At 56.9% G+C, this 18932-nt stretch carries 21 protein-coding genes; all 21 read right to left on the bottom strand.

Going from position 1 to position 18932, the window contains the following annotated elements; genetic code table 11:
• Positions 1-24: 24 nt before the first annotated feature.
• Entirely contained in the window at positions 25-777 is a 753-nt protein-coding gene (locus PW792_07195; GenBank protein MDE1161718.1) for a flagellar hook basal-body protein, read from the bottom strand.
• Positions 778-897: 120 nt separating this feature from the next.
• A complete protein-coding gene (locus PW792_07190) occupies positions 898-1881 on the bottom strand; it encodes a hypothetical protein (protein MDE1161717.1) in 984 nt (327 codons plus the stop codon).
• Between the two features lie 11 nt (positions 1882-1892).
• Positions 1893-2168, bottom strand: coding sequence for a FliM/FliN family flagellar motor switch protein (locus PW792_07185; GenBank protein MDE1161716.1), 276 nt, complete (start codon positions 2166-2168; stop codon positions 1893-1895).
• On the bottom strand, positions 2165-3154 hold the full coding sequence (locus PW792_07180) for a hypothetical protein (protein MDE1161715.1): 990 nt from the start codon (positions 3152-3154) through the stop codon (positions 2165-2167). Before PW792_07180 ends, PW792_07185 begins: the two co-directional genes overlap by 4 nt.
• Positions 3155-3163: 9 nt before the next feature.
• Positions 3164-4024, bottom strand: coding sequence for a FliA/WhiG family RNA polymerase sigma factor (locus tag PW792_07175; protein ID MDE1161714.1), 861 nt, complete (start codon positions 4022-4024; stop codon positions 3164-3166).
• Between the two features lie 49 nt (positions 4025-4073).
• Positions 4074-6161 (bottom strand): flagellar biosynthesis protein FlhA, encoded by a 2088-nt coding sequence (flhA, locus tag PW792_07170; protein ID MDE1161713.1) that lies wholly within the window; start codon positions 6159-6161, stop codon positions 4074-4076.
• Positions 6161-7300, bottom strand: a complete 1140-nt coding sequence (locus PW792_07165) for an EscU/YscU/HrcU family type III secretion system export apparatus switch protein (protein ID MDE1161712.1) — start codon at positions 7298-7300, stop codon at positions 6161-6163. Before PW792_07165 ends, flhA begins: the two co-directional genes overlap by 1 nt.
• Before the next feature lie 22 nt (positions 7301-7322).
• The gene (locus PW792_07160) at positions 7323-8081 is read right to left on the bottom strand and encodes a flagellar biosynthetic protein FliR (GenBank protein ID MDE1161711.1); all 759 of its coding nucleotides are present in this window, start codon (positions 8079-8081) and stop codon (positions 7323-7325) included.
• Positions 8078-8347, bottom strand: coding sequence for a flagellar biosynthetic protein FliQ (locus PW792_07155; protein MDE1161710.1), 270 nt, complete (start codon positions 8345-8347; stop codon positions 8078-8080). Before PW792_07155 ends, PW792_07160 begins: the two co-directional genes overlap by 4 nt.
• Positions 8348-8358: 11 nt before the next feature.
• Complete coding sequence (gene fliP, locus PW792_07150; GenBank protein MDE1161709.1) at positions 8359-9048, bottom strand: flagellar type III secretion system pore protein FliP; 690 nt, start codon at positions 9046-9048, stop codon at positions 8359-8361.
• A gap of 254 nt (positions 9049-9302) precedes the next feature.
• Positions 9303-9575, bottom strand: a complete 273-nt coding sequence (locus PW792_07145) for a flagellar biosynthetic protein FliO (GenBank protein MDE1161708.1) — start codon at positions 9573-9575, stop codon at positions 9303-9305.
• Positions 9576-9579: 4 nt separating this feature from the next.
• Positions 9580-9888 (bottom strand): FliM/FliN family flagellar motor C-terminal domain-containing protein, encoded by a 309-nt coding sequence (locus tag PW792_07140; GenBank protein MDE1161707.1) that lies wholly within the window; start codon positions 9886-9888, stop codon positions 9580-9582.
• Positions 9885-10412 carry a flagellar basal body-associated FliL family protein gene (locus tag PW792_07135; protein MDE1161706.1) on the bottom strand — a complete coding sequence of 176 codons (528 nt, stop codon included), beginning with the start codon at positions 10410-10412 and terminating at the stop codon, positions 9885-9887. The genes PW792_07140 and PW792_07135 overlap by 4 nt, the downstream gene beginning before the upstream one ends.
• A gap of 114 nt (positions 10413-10526) precedes the next feature.
• A complete protein-coding gene (locus PW792_07130) occupies positions 10527-11753 on the bottom strand; it encodes a flagellar hook protein FlgE (protein MDE1161705.1) in 1227 nt (408 codons plus the stop codon).
• 34 nt (positions 11754-11787) lie between these two features.
• Positions 11788-12066: a flagellar hook capping FlgD N-terminal domain-containing protein gene (locus PW792_07125; protein ID MDE1161704.1), complete on the bottom strand. Its 279-nt coding sequence runs from the start codon at positions 12064-12066 to the stop codon at positions 11788-11790.
• A 21-nt stretch (positions 12067-12087) separates the two neighbouring features.
• On the bottom strand, positions 12088-13557 hold the full coding sequence (locus tag PW792_07120) for a hypothetical protein (GenBank protein MDE1161703.1): 1470 nt from the start codon (positions 13555-13557) through the stop codon (positions 12088-12090).
• A 115-nt stretch (positions 13558-13672) separates the two neighbouring features.
• On the bottom strand, positions 13673-14077 hold the full coding sequence (locus tag PW792_07115; protein MDE1161702.1) for a hypothetical protein: 405 nt from the start codon (positions 14075-14077) through the stop codon (positions 13673-13675).
• Between the two features lie 56 nt (positions 14078-14133).
• A complete protein-coding gene (locus PW792_07110; GenBank protein MDE1161701.1) occupies positions 14134-15447 on the bottom strand; it encodes a FliI/YscN family ATPase in 1314 nt (437 codons plus the stop codon).
• 3 nt (positions 15448-15450) lie between these two features.
• On the bottom strand, positions 15451-16101 hold the full coding sequence (locus PW792_07105; GenBank protein ID MDE1161700.1) for a FliH/SctL family protein: 651 nt from the start codon (positions 16099-16101) through the stop codon (positions 15451-15453).
• Positions 16085-17164 carry a flagellar motor switch protein FliG gene (gene fliG, locus PW792_07100; protein ID MDE1161699.1) on the bottom strand — a complete coding sequence of 360 codons (1080 nt, stop codon included), beginning with the start codon at positions 17162-17164 and terminating at the stop codon, positions 16085-16087. Before fliG ends, PW792_07105 begins: the two co-directional genes overlap by 17 nt.
• A 3-nt stretch (positions 17165-17167) precedes the next feature.
• A complete protein-coding gene (fliF, locus tag PW792_07095) occupies positions 17168-18907 on the bottom strand; it encodes a flagellar basal-body MS-ring/collar protein FliF (protein MDE1161698.1) in 1740 nt (579 codons plus the stop codon).
• Positions 18908-18932: the final 25 nt, after the last annotated feature.

The following is an 18932-nucleotide window of genomic DNA, read 5'->3' as shown; positions in this document are numbered from 1 at the left end:
TCCTGCTCCTTGTCTCGCGTGGCGTTACACACGTGCCAGCTCTTCACTGGCCGTCTTATCGAAGTCGTTGTAGAACACGCTCAACGAGCGCTGCATCATCTCTGCCTGCCGTTGAATCGTGAGCAGTTGAACCGTCCCCTGCACGGCATTCTGGTTCGCACCTTCCACCGCGCCCTGTTGCAACGTGGTATCCACGGCAACTTTGGGAGTGACCCCATCCGCCGCGCGATACATCCCAGCACTCTCGGCTTCCACCGCTCCGCCGGAGCCAAGATCCATCACTCCGATCTGGCCCACAACCGCACTGCCATCCTGCGTCGCGACGGATACAGCCCCATCCGCAGCGATGCGCACATCTCCCGACGGCACAGTAATTACGGAACCCTGTGCGTTCAGAACAGCGTCACCCTGCTTGGTGGTCAGCACACCCTTGCCATCGATCTGAAACTGACCATCGCGCGTGTAGCGTGTTCCCTGCGCCGTCTTTACCGTGAAGTACCCCGTGCCCTTGATCGCCACATCCAGAGGATTGCCCGTTGGAGCAATCACACCCTGCACCTCGCTCACATGGTGCCCCATCAGCAGCGTCTGGCTATTCACCGCCGTACCGACCTGCGATCCCATAGCGTCTGAGGCTTCCGCCAACACACCTTGAAACGACGCACGCCCGGCATGAAAGCCTGCAGTGCTCGTATTCGCCAGATTGTTCGCCGCAAGATCCAGCGCTTCCGTGCGAGTTCTCAAAGCCGTATACGCCGAATAGAGTCCGCTATCCATGTCCTGTTTTTATGCAAGACTCAAGCCAAACCTCAAAGCCTCAGCTAAGAACGCCTTAAGCGGAAAAAGGAGAAGCCATAAGAACTTCCTTATGACTTCTCCTCTCACGCACCTCTTCAGCTAGGTAGAACGAAACACAACATCCAGCACATCTTCAGGGCTCTTCGGCATCGGCCCTCGCGCTCCCCACGCCTGGCGCTCAAGCCACATCCGCAGCCACCACTTGCCATGCACTGGAACCAACTTCGATGCGACAGGCTGAGTCTGAAATAGAACCTTTACAACTCGCTCGACCAGATCAGTGGAGTCTTCAAACGTCAGCTCTCGGCACTCCACAGAATCTGCAGCATCCAGCCTCACCTCAGTCTGTGAAAACTCTATCTGCGACAGCAAGCCACACTCAACTCGAACTCCGTTCATGCGCTCCAATGCGACAGATGCCGCGTAGTCCACCGCACCAGCGAAGGCCGCATACAGAATCTTTCCACCAGCCAGTCGCAACGGAGCCATTCGAGCTTCCTGCCGCAATACCGCAGGCATAGTCAGCGCCATGCTCTCTGCCGTGAGGCTAACGTTCGACAGGACGGGCCGGTTCCACTGAGCCGCTACCGCCTTCGTAATCTTCTCCGGCGAGACCCCGCATATATCCATCAACCAGTCGCCGATCAAACCGCGTCCAGCCGCACGCTGTGCCTCCAACGCACACTGCAACTGCAGCGGCGTCACTAGCTGTAGATCCACCAGCAGCAGCCCCAGAGGAATCCGATGCCTGTGCGTGCCCGTCTCCTCAAGAGCCTTGGCAGTTCGATTCTGCCTGCGCACAATCTCTCCAACAAGATGTTTCGCGCAGCTACTGCTACAAACCCAGCGGCCATCAAACACAGGCCTGCCGCTCTTCTTCCAGAACGAACTTCGAGAAGCGCATCCCTCTTGGCCGCAGACGACGCGAGCACTTTCGGCAAGCAATCCAGCTGCCACCACAGGTTCTACCGTTAGAGCTGCTGAAGAAGGCGACCAGGAGGCCTTCCACACATCCTCAGCAAACAACTCGTCCGCAAACTGAGGAACCATTGCCTTCTCTGCATTCGCGGCCCCCAAACGCATCCCCGGCATCCTCACTGCGCACGCTCCAGCCGAAGCTGTGGCGCAAGCACTTCGGTGACACGCAAGGCAAAGTTCCCCTTCACCACCACAACCTCGCCACGAGCCACAATACGTTCGCTAATGACCAGATCCACCGGCGCAGCAACATGGCGATCCAGCTCCACTACATCTCCCGGGCCCAAGGCCAACACCTCACGCAAACTCATCTCTGAAGACCCAAACTGCAACGATGCCTCAACATCCATGTCGAGCATCACATCTAGCGATTCGTCCAATTCATCCTTCATGCTGCGCCCCCTTCTTGCACACTTGCCGGCAGTTCCTGCACCACTTCGATCTCACTCTCTGCTTCTTGCTTCGTCATCGCTGTCGCGGTCTGTAGAAACGCCCCACGATGCTCGCCACGTCCGACAGGAACGGCGTTCGACAGCTTCAATCCTCCAAGCACAAACTCTGCCGCCGTAAACCGTGGGAGGTCGAAGCGCAGCACATACCCAGGCTTCAGGTTGCGCAACTCCGAAGAAGCTATCTTCGTTGGAGGCAACTGCAACACAGCTCGAAGCTGTGCCTTGCCCAGTAACTCCGTGACGCGAGCTCCGCTTGCCTCAAAGTTTCTGCGTGGCTGCTCCCGAACAGCCATCAAGCGGCGGTGAATCGTATTCAGCACCACGGTCGGCAGACAAAGCTTTAGCCGCGCCGTAGTCTCCTGCAACTGGACGTCAAAGGAGATCAGCAACATCCGCTCACTAGCCTGCATCAAGCGCGAGATATGAGCCGCAGACTCTCTTTTCTCTGAAGCAAAACGTAATCCAACCGTTTCCCAGGCACCGTTCAACTCCCGCATCACCACCGAAAGTACCGAGCCAAGTATGGCCTCTTCAATATCCGTGACATCTCTCGCTTGCTCCGTCGACCCTTTGCCCCCCATCAGGACATCAATCATCGACAACGCCAGCGGCAACTCCAGCTCCAACAGCCCAACGCCACCCAGCGGTTCAAGTCGAAGCAAGCAAATGTACGATGGCTCAGGCAATGACTCCAGGTACTCCGCATATGTCATCTGCTCTGTTGCCGCGAGAGCCACTTGCACCTGCGATCGCAACCAGGCTCCAAGCGTATGCGTAAGGTTGCGCGCAATGCCATCGTTGACCATCGCAATGGCCCGCATCTGATCGTTCGAAATCTGCCCGGAACGCGCAAAGTTATAAGGAGCGGCTTGCACCACCTCCGCGCTCACCTCTTCCGGCCTGGCACGCCCGTCCATACTCTCCATACGTTCCTCTTATCGCTTCTTTGCAACGACCAGCTTGCTCGTAGACGCAGCTCCCAGAGCGGTTCGCAGCCGCACCACCGCCGAAGAGTGAATCTGCGAGATGCGTGACTCGACGACACCCAGCGTCAGGCCAATCTCCTTCATCGTCAGCTCCTCAAAGTAATAGAGCGTCAGAACCATGCGCTCCTTCTCCGGCAGGTCATCGATCGCGTCCGCAAGACGCTGGCGCATCTCACTCTTCATGCAACGGAAGAGAGGATCCTCTTCCGGATCACCGGGGATGTAAGCCAGCTCTTCATCGCCAGAATCTTCCGTTCGCTCAACATGCAAACTGCCGATCTCCAGCCCTTTCAGGTCGCCAAGAAGCTGCTGATAGACCTCAAGCGTCACGCTCATCTGCGCAGCAACCTCTTCTTCCTTCGGCGCGCGCCCCAGCCGTTGCGTCGCTGTACGGATAGCCTCTTCCACGGCACGGCCCTTACGCCGCAACTCGCGCGGGCTCCAATCCAACATCCGCAACGAATCAAGGATGGCCCCGCGGATACGAAACTGAGCGTAACTCTTGAACTGCACCTTCTTTGTGTGATCGAACTTGCCAAACGCGTCGATCAACCCGACGACCCCTGCAGACACCAGATCATCGAGCTCCACATGCTGCGGCAAACGCTCATGAATACGGCGCGCGATATAGCGGACTGTAGGCAAATGCTCCAGCAGCAGCCGATCACGCTCCGCACTCTCAGCCTCCAGCGAAGCAGCAGGCTGCTGGTTCAGCACGACTGGCACTGTCGCCGCATAGCCATAGTTGGCAATGTCTATCGGCAGACCTGCGAACCCGTTCCCCTGGCCATCCCGTATGCTCTCTCTCATCCCCATCTCCTTCATCTCCATCTGCGGCAAGCACTTCTCTTAACGACCTCTAACCCAACGCTCCGAGGCTTCGCACCTTTATGTCTGGTGGAATTTCCTGCGAGGACAGCACGGTCACCTTCGGCAAGACAGGCTCCAGCCACCGACGCAGGTGGTAACGTGCCGGTGATGGACACAAGAGCACGGGAAGTGCCGAACTCTCACCCGAAGCGGTTAGTGATTTCACAGATTCAACCAGCCGCTTCAACCCATCCCCCGCGCCACCGTTCTGTGCGCCTAACATTCGCTGTGCCGCGGCAGGATCAAACGTGCCCACGATCTCCTGCTCCAACTGCGGTTGCATCACCATCACGCGAAGTCCACCATCGCCATCCAGCAGCTTGCGAACAAGCCCACGTCCGAGCGCCTGACGACAGCCCTCCACCAGGTGCACCACGCTCTTCGACACATGCGCGGCTTCCACCAACGTCTCGAGAATCGTTCCAAGATCGCGGATCGAAACACCTTCACGCAGCAGTTGCTGCAGCACTTTTTGCACTTCACCCATCGTCATCAGCTTGGGAACAAGTTCTTCCACCAGCTTCGGATGCGAATCATTCATGCTGTCCAGCAAACGTTTCGTTTCATTCCGGCCCAGCAGTTCATGCGAATGCCGTTTGATCAGCTCTCCAAGATGCGTTGCAATCACGGTCACCTGGTCCACGACCGAGTAGCCCGACGCCAAAGCCTGATCCTCCAGCCCCGGTTGAATCCATCGAGCTTTCACACCAAAGGCAGGCTCTACCGTCTCGACCCCAGGCAACGCACGAGCGTTCGGATTAGCGTTCACGGCGAGCAGACAGGCTCCCTCCGTGCTCCAGCGAGCAATCTCTGTCCCACGTAGAGAGATCACATACTCACGCGGCTTTAGCCGCAGGTTGTCTGTGATGTGCACAGCGGGCACAATGAATCCCAGTTCCGTAGCCAGATGTCGGCGAAGAGCACGCACACGATTCAACATCTGGCCGCCCATCTTCTCGTCAACCAACGGAATCAGTTGAAAGCCAATCTCCAGCGTCAGCTCATCCATGCGCAACAGTGAACCCAGCTCATCAGGTCCCGCTTTCGCTGTGGCCTCTGCTTCCTGCTTGCCTTTCGTCACCGTCACTTCTTCCACGGCCTCGGTGGCAGACTCTGCAGGTAACGTCCGCGCGAACATTGCCAACGCCGCGGCCATGATGAGGAACGCAAGCTTTGGTAGTCCAGGAACTAACGCCAGGGCGCACATCACACCACAGGCGATCCAAATGGTTGTACGTCTGCGAAAAAGCTGTGCGCCAAGGTCGCTGTCCAACTTGCCGCTTGATGCGGCACGAGTCAGGATCAGCCCACCGGCAATCGATACCAGCAGGCTCGGCACCATCGTGACAAGTCCATCGCCAACCGTAAGGATCGTGTACGTTTTGACCGCAGTCATCAAATCCACGCCCTGCTGGAAGACGCCGATCAGCAAGCCTGCGATGATGTTGATCGCCGTGATCAGGATGGTTGCCATCGCATCACGTTGCGAGAAGCGGGCGGCTCCATCCATTGCACCGTAGAACTCCGCCTCGCGAGCGATGGCTTCACGCCGCTTTCTTGCGCCCTGCTCATCAATCAGCCCGGCGTTCATGTCGGCATCAATCGCCATCTGTTTGCCCGGCAAAGCATCGAGCGTGAAGCGCGCCGTTACTTCGGCCGTACGCACAGCGCCATGGCTGATCACAAGAAACTGAATCGCCGTAAGCGCCAGAAAGAGAACAAAGCCAACGACGTAGTTGCCGCCAACAACAAACTGTCCGAAGGCTTCAATGACAGAACCAGCCGCACCCGTCCCTTCGTGGCCGTGCAGCAAAATTCTTCGGCTCGAAGCCAGGTTCAACGCCAGACGGAAAAGCGTAAGCAGCAACAACAACGTAGGAAACACGCTAAGATCAACGGCTTTACGAATCCGTATCGCTGTCAGAAACACCAGTACCGAGGCAGAGATCGAAACAGCCAGCAGCATATCCAGCACCATCGCTGGAATAGGGATCAGCATCACAAACACGATGCTGATCGTGATGACTGGTAGCAATAACGCGCTCCAGTTCTTCTTCTCTATACCACCCTGAGCCACTACATCCCTCCTTCAAAACGCATCGGGGAAGACCCCAGTTGCTGCTCACGCTGCCGTTCTGCACGGGCCTGCTGCGCATGTCTCTCGTCTCGCATCTTCTGTTCCTGCTGCTCGCGAAACAGGAACGCAAGAATGCCTGCCACGGCCGAGTACAAGTCATATGGGATCGACTGCCCCGGCTCCACCGCTCGATACAAGGACCGAGCCAGTGGAGGGTTTTCGACGATTGGCACACCAGCAGCCTTTGCCTCAGCACGAATGTCCAACGCAATCAGATCGCGGCCCTTCGTCAACACCTTCGGTGCCGACATCTCTTCAAACGAAAACTCAAGGGCTACGGCATAATGCGTCGGGTTTGTGATCACAACGCTTGCTAGACGCATATCAACTTTGGCTTTCCGGCGGGCCATCGTGCGTTGCATCGCGCGAATCTTCCCCTTTATCTGCGGGTTGCCCATCGCGTCTTTTACTTCTTCACGCATCTCCTGCTTCGACATCTTCAGCCGCTGGTTCCACGCTCTCCACTCCACCGCGTAGTCCACCCCGGCCCACGCCACCATCACCCAAGCGGCCTTCAGTCCCAGTCCATACGCCGCACCAAACGTCTCAGGAAGCCGCGCCAGACTGAGCACCGGCATTGTGGTCATCATGCGTCCAAGCACGGCCCACCCCATCCACGCCACGACCAAAGCAGGCAGCAATGACTTTGCCAGGCGCACAAGCGCGCGCACACTGAACAACTGCTTGATATGCGAGGCCGGGCTCAACCTCTCCAGCTTTGGCACAAGCGCACTGGAGTTCAGCGCAAGCCCGCCGCTCTGCGCGAACCCCACAGCCAGAACCGTCAGAAGAGACGCCCCCATTACCATCGCAATCGGTACGGCTGCGGGCAGCAACGCAGTGCGAACTACCGTCATCAACTCGCGCAGACCAAAGCTGCCACTCACCGCCAGCCGTACACAGCGTCCGTAGCACTGCCGCCATGCATTCGTGAATGCGGAACTTGCCGCCGCTAACGCCAGCAAACCCACCAGAAGACCTGCGCTCGAAAGCAGTTCGCGGCTACGCACCACGTCACCTTGCTCGCGTGCCTTCTTCTTTCGTTGTGGCGTTGCTTTTTCTGTGCGTTGCTCGCTCATCTGTCTCGCTTCAGGACACTGCTTACCCTTGTCCGAGCAATCCAGCAGCCGCGCTCAGCAGCGAATCAAAATGGCGTTCTAAGAATCCAGGCCAGATCGCAAGCGATCCCATGAGAACTCCGTAAGATACGATCGTCTTCACCGGAACGCTCAGAATCGTCGTCGGCAACTGCGGTGAGATCCTCCCCATCAACGCGATGGTTATCTCTACCAGCAAGGCCGCCGCCATCACCGGCGAAGCTAACTGCACGCCCGCAAGAAAAGTTCCAGAGGCCATGTGCGCCAGCTTCGCACCACTCGCGGCAGACATAGCAAAGGTCCCCACCGGGATAACGTCAAAGCTTCGCAGAACAGCAGCAATTAACGTGCGGTGTAAGCCTGCGCCAAGCAAGATGAGTGTCGTCATCCAACTCAACATCTGCCCCAGCACCGGCGTTTCCACCTTGCTCACCGGGTCAATCAGGTTCACCAGTGAGAAGGAAAACTGCATTCCCAGCAGTGTTCCCGCAAACATGACAGCTTCGGTCAGCATCATCAGGCTTACGCCGAAGAGCAGACCAACAGCAAGCTCGCCGAGTATATTGCTCACTCCAAGCTCCGCAACAGCACCGCTCGCAACAGCAATCCCCGGAGCAACCAGGATCGCCATCGCAAACGCAAATCCAACCTTGATGCGCGAAGCGATCGCAGGCGAAGAAAAGATTGGTGCAAACACAAACAGCCCACTCAACCGAAACAGCACGAGCACGCCCGCGCTAAGAATGTGCTCCCACTCGCTCATCCGAGATACCGGTGCAGGTCTGTCCATAGCTGCTGCGTGTACACCACGGTTCTATGGGCCAACCACGGCAGCAGCGCAAGCGTAACAGCGAACACAACAACAAGCCTTGGAACAGCGGTCAACGTCTGCTCCTGTACACCGGTCAACGTCTGAACAAGACTCATCACAAGACTTACAACGCAGGCTGCGATCAGCATGGGAGCGCATAGCAGCAGCGACTCCATCAACAGATGCCGCGCCAGCACCACAGCCATATCCGTTCCCATCGTCCTTGCTCCTAAAAGCTCTTGAGTAATTGGTCAGCCAGCAACGTCCAGCCATCCACCATCACAAAAAGCAGAATCTTTACCGGCGTTGAGATCACTGTTGGTGAGAGCTGCAACATACCAATCGACGTTGTAATGCTGGCCACAAGAAAGTCCACCAGCAAGAACGGTAGAAACAGAACCGCGCCAATCTGAAAACCAGCCTTCAACTCGCTCAGCATGTACGCTGGAACCACCACCGGCATGCCAAGGTCAGCAGGCTTTGCAGGCCTGGGGGTGTGCGATGCCGAGACAAACAACGCCAGGTCCTTCTCTCGCGCATAATGCAGCATGTACTGCTTCACTGGCTGCGCGCCGCGGTCAATCGCTTCCATCGCTGTAATCTGGCTCGCGCGATACGGAGTCAATGCCTGCTGATCAACCTGCAGCATTACCGGCTGCATCAAGAACCAGGTCATCATCAGCGCCAGCCCCATCAATACCTGGTTGGAAGGTGCGGTCTGTGTACCCAATGCTTGGCGCAGAAAGTGAAATACCACCAGCAGCCGCACCATCGGAGTCATCGCCAGCAAAATTGCTGGCAGCAACGTCAACAGCGTAAGGCCAATCACAATAGCCCATGGGGTTGAAGCTTCATTCGCTTTCCCCATGGCGCCTAGCAGAGTGTCCGTCGTCGCCTTTGATCCTTTTCCAGTTTGCAAATTACTCTTCGTAGGCTCCGTAGCAGCAGCCATTCCAACATTTGCCGTGCGCACTTGAACGCGGTTTTGCGATACTGCACTCTTTCCCGCGACGCTGGTGGACGTATGACGTACAGCCCGTTTGGCCTCGGCTTCATGCTTCACCCAGAACGCCTGCTGTAACGGCTCTGCAGACACCTCAGCGCAAGCTGTTCGCCCCACCCCAATCATCCCCAGCAGACAAACGACCAAGGCAACTCTTACCCGCAGCGAACTCAAAACCCAGCCTCCCACCGAGGCTTCCGTACCATGTCAAAGCCTGCAGCATTGACCTCCGGCACAACAGCAATCGAGTCCACCGAATCATTTCCCATGCCCACGAGAAATTGCTGATCACCAACAACGATCAGTGCAAGCTTCTTTTGCCCGCCAAGCGACAGCGTCTCCAGCAAGCGCAGTCGCCGCTCGTCGACATGCGTCTTGCCGCCCAGCCCCTTCACAAGGCGCATCGCTACTCCGGCGAAGCCTCCAACCTGAACGCTCTTCATCTCATTACCCCAGGCGCGTTAGGCGCGCAGCCATCACACCGTCTATCACCGCAAACTCACACCAACTCAGCGCTACATCTGCAGCAAAGAGCGGCACCTCTTCTGCAGCGGGCCACTCACTCGTCAGCACACAACCAGCAGCTAATTTGCGCACCTCACGCAGCGTAATGCGCTCCAGGGGTATCCGCACGGCCATGGGAATAGCCAGCCGTTGCAGCACCGGCCACTTATCGTTCGCTTCAAACGCCCCGCCGGTAAGCTCTTCCACTCCAAGTTCAGCAACCGCCGCCACAAGCTTCTGTGCCGTCTTCATCGCTGCACCAGAAAATCCGTGAAGTACACCGCTCGAACCTTTGCCGTTGGTACCCGTGCTTCAAGCGCCTCACGCACCTCTTTTTTCAGGGCGTCCTTCCCTTCCGGTTCCAATAGCTCAGCAGCATGCTTCTTCCCCAACACTCCAAGCACGGCGTCACGAACCGCAGCATCTCCACCCGGCGCGGGCTTGTCTTCCTTCGGCTTTGCGTCCTTCTCCAACTCTTCTGCCAGCACCACTCCTAAACGCAGATAAGAGTGCCCATCAGCATCCGCCAGATTTACGAGGATCGGTTCCAACATCACGTTGTGTGTCGGTGTAGCTTCTTTCGCTGTCTCGGGAACCGCAGGTTGAAGCTGCACAGTCGACACGAGCTTGCCATGCTTCGACAGATACAACAGCACGCCTGCCGATCCCCCGACAGCCAGCACCACTGCGACCACGCACACCACCAGCAAAGAGCCAAGCGGCACCTTCACCACCGAAGACGGTTGAACATCCGATACTGCCGCTGAACTTGCCATGCCTTCTTCAAATGCAACTCATATGCCAACTCCTGCCGCATTTTCTTAGCAATCGCTAAACAGCAAAGCGCGGACAGCCATAAGGCCGTCCGCGCTTTTGCTATCCGCACCGTTTTAGCGAATCAGATTGATCGTCTCCTGCGTCACCGTATCGAAGGTCGTCACCGTCTTGGAGTTCGCTTCGAACGCGCGCTGCGCAACGATCAGGTTCGCAAACTCCGTAGAGATATCCACATTAGAGCCTTCCAACGCATCGTCCTCCAGGCTTCCGCGTCCACCCGTTCCGGCAGCGCCAATCGCCGCCTGTCCCGAAGATGCCGTCGTCACATACGCGTTACCGCCTACACGAGTCAGACCCTGCTCATTCGACACCGTAGCCAGAGCTATCGTACCCACCGCCGCACTCTGTCCATTGGAGTACTGCGCCGAGATACTTCCATCTGCACCGATGGAGAAGCCCGTATAACTACCGCTCGCATACCCATCCTGCGTCGTAGCCGACACCGACGAACTAGCTGCGGTCTGCGAGATCAAACCCTTGTTCTGAGAGTCCGTAAGGTTCCAGTTCAACGACATGTCTGACGCTCCATCCGACAGCCCGGAGAACTGTATTCCTGAGATGCTTCCTGCTGGCGAAGTCAGGTTGCCAGACGAATCGAACGTTAGCGTCCCTGTCGTGTTCGCAGAACCCGTCGCATCTCCCGCAGGCAATGCCATCGAGTAGCTCCATTCATTCGCACCCGTCTTCGTAAACGTAACGCTCGCCGAATGCGAAGTCCCCAGCGAATCATACAAAGTAATCGACGAAGAAAAGGATGTCCCTGTAGCCGCAGAGGCATCCAGGTTCATGCTCATCGACATGCTCTTTGACGACGAAGCAACCTGTGTCGATCCGACAGGCAGCGTCAAGGGAATGAGACCGCCTGTTGCGCCAGTGCTTCCACCTACCGGGGCATAGCCCATCACGCCGTAGCCTTCGCTCGTCTCCAACTCTCCCTTTGAGCTCAACTGAAAATTACCAGCGCGCGTAAGCAGCTGCTGACCGTTATTGTTCACCACAAAATAGCCGTCACCTTCGATCGCGAGATCTTCAGCGTTGCCCGTCGTCTGGATCGAACCCTGACTCAGGTCGCTCTCAGTCCCGGACACCTTCACACCAAGCCCCTGCTGCAGAGGATTGCCTGCCCCTGAGCTCCCAACCTGCTGATAGAAGAGGTCCGAAAACGTCGTCGACAAATGTTTGTACGCCGTCGTGTTCATGTTGGCCAGGTTATTGCCAATCGTGTTCAACGCTGCACTCTGCGCACGCAGGCCCGTCAATGCAATCGAAAATGATCCCATCTTGCTTCCTTCTCTCCGCGCAGTTGCGCATTCGTTAGAGCTTCTCGTTAATGTCAATCAGCTGTTCGAGGCTATTCACGCCTACCATCTGCTGAACGTACGTTTCCGGATCCGTGGGCTGGGTTGGGTCTTGGTTCTTCAACTCGCTCACAAGCAATGTCAGAAAGTCCGCCCCCGTAATATCCGTAGACAGATCCGTGCTTCCCGACGATGAGCTTGATGCCATCGTCCCTACCTGCTTCGTTGCCGTCGTCCCCATGGCATCGTTCCATGTTGCCGGAGCACTGCTGCCAAACATCTGTATGCCTGTCATCGTTTCCCTTTCGTAGCTTGCCTACACACGCACGCTCAACCAACCACCTGTGTCTGCAACTAATCTGCCAGTGAGCGCCGTATTTCCTAATGCATCGCTAACAATCTGCGTGGACTCTTCATCACTTTCATTGGAGAACATAGAGAGATCCGAGACACGACGCACCTGCTCTCGACGAGTCTGCCTTTGATCAGCCTGCTCTCCCCCCGCCCCACTACCTGTTGCGGCGTCATGCTGGTTTCCGGAAGCCGTCGCGGCAGCCACCCGAGTCGCTTCAATATGAAGTTGAGTCACAGGCGAATGCTGTTCGCTCAGAAAGCTCCGCAGCTCTGAGCTCTGTGCATGGAGCTGCGCCGTCGCTTCCACAGAGCTACGCAACACCGCATGAACATCACCGTCTTTCAGTTCCGCTCGAACGCTCACCCAACCAAGCGTGCCACCACTGATACCCACCTCAAGTTGATTCGGTGTGGAGCTTTCGAAACCATGCAGCCGAAGCGGCTTGCTATCTATGTCTGATGCAACAGGAAACGTTCGATCACTTGCCATAGTTGCCCCGCTCTGCAGCCGCAAGCTGCTTCCGTTCACAGCAAAGGGGGCCACATCAAAAGGAACGTGGCTCCCTCTCTCCGCAGTGTTGGATACGACAGCCGAATCTTCGTGATGAGCGCTTGGATCTGACCCTGCACTAACGCTCGTTTTCTGCTCGGCAGGCATACTAGCCGAAGGCAGAGCATCCGGCGCAGCTGTCTTCAAGCCTTTCACCACTTGCGGAGGATCAAACACCAAGCTCTTGACTCCAACTAATGGCTCAGAAGTAACCGAGGGAGCAGCAATAGGAGCGCCTTCCAGCTTCAAAGGTCCAATGTTATCTATCGCGGCAAGGTTAGGGGTCGCGACAGACGCCGGCGTCGCATCCGTAGCAGGCGAAGCAATCGAGACATCTCCCGCAGACGTCGAGGCCTTAGAATCCGGCGTCAAGTTATGCCCACCTGGGCGATGCTTTACGCCCGCTGCGGGAACGTCTTTCTTTCCGCTTACGCCCTCTTTCTTACGCAGAGGAACGGCCTGAGAACCCGTTTCAATCCTGTCAGAAACGTCTTCTGTATCCCGCGAAGCATCTACAGATACATCCAACGGAATCTCTTCTACTTCTTCATTCGCCACTACGTTTTTCGTGGCATTCTCTGCGGTGACATCTCCATCTTGTTTCAAATCCTTCGGCTCAACATCAGCACGATCAAGAGGATCCACTTCAGGCGAAGCCAGCTTATCCACAGGCTCCGTCTTGGGCACAGAAACAGCTATCTGCTTATTGTCCGTACTAGGTTTCGAATCCGGCAAGGTTTTCTGAGCGTTAGAAGCCGCATCTTTCTCATGGACAAGACCCGCTGCGACCGCAACATCAGAGAACGACTTACCTGCTCCGTTGCCCCTATCGTCTGTAGCTGTTGAGCCAGCCGTTGCCACTGCATCCATGGTGCTGGACACCTTACTGCTTCCACCCCGCATTGAGCTTGTGATCTGCACCTCGATCCCTCCGCACAGACCACATGCACATTCCATGCCATGTCACCTGGTAAAGAATTAACGCAGCTTCAGAACTCTACAACTCTGCTACCCGTTCACGATGATCGGCCCAGAACGTCCTCGCCGCAAAGCGATCATCGCTGACATTCTGCTCTCTGCGCTCGCCCTCTTTCTTCAGGGCCTCGCGCATTTTTTCGTCAATCATTACAACTTGCTCCGTAGCAACTTTACGCAGCAACAGCACCTCAAGCGCGCTTGCTTCTTGCGCCTTTCGGTCCTGCAATATTTGCTGCAGTACGGCGTCCTGCATCTCTGTCAGCACACTAGATCCTTCGGCGACTCTCCACTCCTCGCATCGCCCTTCCTGCAATTCGCTTCGCCCCTCGCGTTGCCACGAATCTCTCTTCAGACGCAGAGCAAGCAGCCGCTCTTCGGCTGCAGTAACCTCTCGCCGGGCTACAGCTAACGCTGCTTCCTGCATACGTTCCTGTGCTTGCCGCAGACGCTTCAACCGTTCCATCTGCTGCAACGTAAAGCTCATAACGCCAGCCGCTCCAGTCGTGCCATCGTCTCCTCCACCAGCGGAGACTCACCCAAATCCTGCGATAGAAACGCTTTGATCAGAGGCAACGCAGCAATCGCGCGATCAAGCTCTCGGTCTGCACCGGCAGCATAAGCGCCCATTCGAACAAGGTCCGCTGATCGTTCATGAGCGGCCATCAGTCTCCTAACCTCGCTCACCTTGGCACGATGCTCTTTGGTCGTCACAGCAGGCATCGTGCGGCTCAGCGAATCAAGCACCTGAATCGGCGGATACCACCCCTGCGAAGCCAGTTCACGCGACAGAACAACATGGCCATCCACATACGAACGCACGCTATCGACGATCGGATCCTGCTGATCGTCTCCTTCCATCAGCACCGTATAGAAAGCCGTAATGCTACCGTGCTCAAACCTGCCAGCACGCTCCACCAACTTCGCCAGACGCGAAAACACACTCGGCGTATACCCCTTACTCGTTGGAGGCTCGCCTGCCGCCAACCCCACCTCACGAGCAGCCATCGCATAGCGCGTCAGGGAGTCCAACACCAACAACACGTTCATCCCTTGCGATGCATAGAACTCCGCCGCCGCCGTCGCCGCCTGCGCCGCCCTCATGCGCAAGAGTGCTGACTGGTCCGATGTCGAAACGAAGACCACCGAACGTTTAAGACCCTCTTCACCAAGTGAATCTTCCAGGAACTCCCTCACCTCGCGCCCGCGCTCCCCTACCAATCCCACCACGGTCACATCTGCAGAGGTATTGCGTGTCATCATTCCGATCAACGTGCTTTTTCCTACACCCGACCCACCGAAGAGTCCCACACGTTGACCACGCCCAACCGTCAACATCGCGTCAATCGCACGAACACCAGTACGTAGCGGCTCGCTGATCGGAACCCGGTCCATAGCATCCGGCACATTCCCATCCAGCAGTGCGGACTTCGTTATCGCCAACGGCCCACGCCCATCCATAGGACGTCCGACAGCGTCCATCACTCGCCCCAGCATGGACGCGCCCATACCAATCTCCGCAGCCCGTCCTAGCGCACGAACCGCATCGCCATGGCGAACACCATTGCATGTCATCAGCGGCATCATGACAACTCGATCACCACGAAACCCGATCACCTCAGCTTCGTACCGAATACCATCCGATCCCACCAGTTCACACACCTCCCCCAACGAACACGGCGGCCCAAGACTCTCTACCGTCTGGGCGCTGGCAGACACGATCCTGCCTTGCCAAAACCAGGAAGGAGAGTTCTTCAACCGTGATTCAAACAAACCGAGATGTGGTTCAAAGGCCATTGCCTAGGCATGCCTCTTCGAAAGCAGATCGAAAAACCCGCGTTCAATCTCCGCCAACTGCGGCTTCAATCCAAGCTCAGCAACGCCAGCGGTCGTCTGCAAGCGAACATCGCCACGACGAAGCAAATCATCACCCTGAACCTGAAGTTCAGTCAGCTTCATTGCCTTGCGCCACTCCTCAGCATCATCAGCAGGAACAAATAGCACCACACCATCCGCACTACTCAACTTCGCCAGCGCGACTCGAACGACACCCGCAAGCAGCGTCGCATCCATCATCACCTCACGGTGCAGCACCCGTTCCGCAATAGATAGCGACAGCTTGACCACTTCCAATTCAATCTCATTGAAGTAACGCTCGCGGGCTTTCGCAAACCCGGCGCAAGCCATAGCAACAGCCGTTCGCTCAATTTCAATCGCATCGTGAATACGCTGCTCGCCCGCCTCATGAGCCTCGTGCCTTGCAGCTTCGCGAGCTTCTTCCACTCGCACAGCAAGCTCCTGCTGGAACTCAGACGTCAATACGTCACGTTCGGCGGCTGCGTTCGCAAGTTCTTGCGCGTCCACGAAGGAAGGCCCAACACTCTCACTCCACTCTTCGAACTGCAGCGCTATCACTTCGCTCTCAGAAGGCGAATCAAACGGCGTAGTCATTTTCACTCTCCATGCGGAGTACGATCTTGCCTTCCGTCTCCAGGTTTCGCGCAACAGCCAGTAACTCCTGCTGCGCGGCGGTAACGTCCTTTGCCCTTACCGGTCCCATCGCTTCCATATCTTCTTCCAGCATCTCCACCGCACGAGAACTCATCGCCGCGCAAAGATGAACGCGAACATTTTCCTTCGACCCCTTCAGCGCTGTCGCAAGAATCCGCTTATCCACTGCGGAAAGAATCTCTCGAATCCCCGTCTGCGGCACGGTCAACAGGTCATCGAACGTAAACATCAGGTCGCGAATTCCGATAGCCAGCTTTGGTTCTGTCTGCTCGATGCCCTCCAGAATTGAACGGCTTGCATTCTGGTCCATGCGATTCAGCAACTCAGCAACAGACTTGAACCCCGAGTACGAGCGGCGTCCACTCGATCCGAGAGCATCCATACGCTTGGCGAGAATCAAAGCAACCTTCGAAGCCATCTCCGGAGAAAACTGTCGCATCTCCGCTAGCCGTCGCACCGTATCCACTCTCAGCTGTGGCTTCAGTGACATCAACAGCATGGAACCTTTCTGCGGCTCAAGATGAGCAAGCACCAGCGCAATCGTCTGCGGATGTTCATTCTCCAGAAACTTGCTTAGCTGTTGCGGATCCATCTCACGCAATACCGCAATATCGCCCGTCGAACGTTCCTGCAACTCTCGCACTTCGTTCAACAGGTCCTTGGCGCGCTTCTCGCCAAACGCATCCGTCAACACTCGCTCAGCATACAAACGGCCTCCGCGAACCATGTACTGCTGCGTCTCCAACAAGCCATAGAACTCAGTGACAACCTGCGTCAGCAAAGGAGCAGGCACGTCCTGCAGCTTAGTAATCTCTTCGGTCACACGCTGAACATCACGCTCGCTTAGTTGCTGCAGCATCTCTTTCGCAATATCGTTGCCGACGGCCAACAGCAAGATTGCGGCCTTCTTTACTCCCGGCAAATCAGACGGTGTAAACCCTGCATCCACTGGCAGCAATAAAGGTTGAAACACCTGCTGCGACTGCGTCATTGTTCCTGTCATCTTCTACGACCGTTCCTTTCCACCAATCCAGGCCTCCAACAGACGTGTCGTCTGCTGAGGATCACGCTTCACATGCGCCGTGACGTACTCAAGTACGCCTTCGGCATCGATCGCCGCCTGAGATTTGCGAATCTCCACTCCCGGCAAAGCATGCGCCGCAGATCGAGACGCCTCAAGCTCCGGCAACTCGTCCTGCAACTCCACTCGTGACGACGCATCCACACGAGTGCCGACCGCACCAGGTAAAGCCTTCGCCTCACTCAGCATCGTCATCGTTGACTTTGCCACTGGACGTACGACCAGCAGAATCATCAACACAGCCAGCAACGCACCACCGACATTCTTCAGCAGCTCAGGTTGTGAGCGAAGCACCTCCTTCAACTCGCCGCTCGTCTTCTCCCAACCCGTCACCACAGGCTCTGGAGCATTTCCAGTGAACGCAATATTTTGCAGCACCACAGAATCGCCACGCTTTTCCTCGAAGCCCACCGCCGCTCGTGCTAACTCCTCCAACCGCTTCATCTCATCAATCGTGCGAGGCCGCCATACTCTATGCGAGCCCTTGCCCGCACCTTCCGTCAAAGCACGATCGTTGATCAGCACCGCAGCCGTAACCCTTGCCACCCGCCCCGGTCCGACAGCTTCGTGCGTCGTATGCTTCGTCACCGCGAACGTAGAACTCTCTTCGCTTGCATTCTGCTGCTGTGCTGCGGAAGCCGGATACACCGGCAGCTGGGCCTTGCCATCCTTATCCGCAGTAATGGGTGTATTGCTCGCCGTCCCCGGAACACCTTGCGGATGTCCCGCTCCTGCACCGGCCTGCTGCACGCTCTTCTGCGTCTGCACCGCCACCACCTGAGTCGGGTCCACAACCTCATCCGTGCGCTCCTGCGAGCTCTGGTCATAGGCAATATTCACCGTCGCGCGCACATTCTCTCTACCCGCCAATGGCTCGAGCATCGCCACCAGCTTGTCAGAAAGCGCTTGCTCTTCATCACTCGACTGCGCATTCGCCGCAACAGAGTTCAGGTTGACCCGCCCATCCGCGTCGATCAGCGTAACCTGATCCGGCTGCAGCCCATCCACCGCACTTGCCACGAAACTCCGTATCGACTCAATCTCTTCCTTCTGCAGAGTCGACCTCTTTAGCTTCAGCACGACGGAAGCCTTCGCAGGCTTCTGTCCATCGCTGAACAACGAATCTTTCGGCATCACAAGATGTACGCGCGCAGAGCGAACCGCGCTGATCGTCGCAATCGTATGCTCCAACTCGCCCTCAAGAGCGCGCTGATAATTCACCTTCTCATCGAACTCTGAACCAACCCAGTTCGGTTTATCGAAGAGCTCAAAGCCCATTCGCCCCGACTGCGGTGTTCCCTTCGCGGCCACTTCCATCCGAGCCTTGTCAAGCAATGCCACCGGAACCTCAACGCCGCTTCCATCCTGCGTCGTCTCATACGTGATGCCCGCCGCTGCCAGCTCAGACTCAACCTGCTGCAGGTCACGAACCTCAAGCCCTGAGTACAGCGTCTTCCACTCCGTGCGAGTTCCCCACCAGCTCACCAGCGCACACGCTGCAACCATCACAGCTCCAGCCAGAATCAACTTCGTGCGCTTCGACTGCGGCATCCCCGCCCATATGGCACGCGCACGGTTCATCAGATGAACAGCCTGAGCCACACCACCGCCTACTCCCGGCTGCGTCATCAACTCCGCACTTTGTTGTCCCTGCTGCTCTGCCACTGATCTATATCCCTTTGGTGAAATG

The organism is Acidobacteriaceae bacterium (assembly GCA_028283655.1).
Lineage (GTDB): Bacteria > Acidobacteriota > Terriglobia > Terriglobales > Acidobacteriaceae > Granulicella.
The sequence above is the reverse complement of the archived record's forward strand: the minus strand, read 5'-3'. Positions and strand labels throughout refer to the sequence as shown.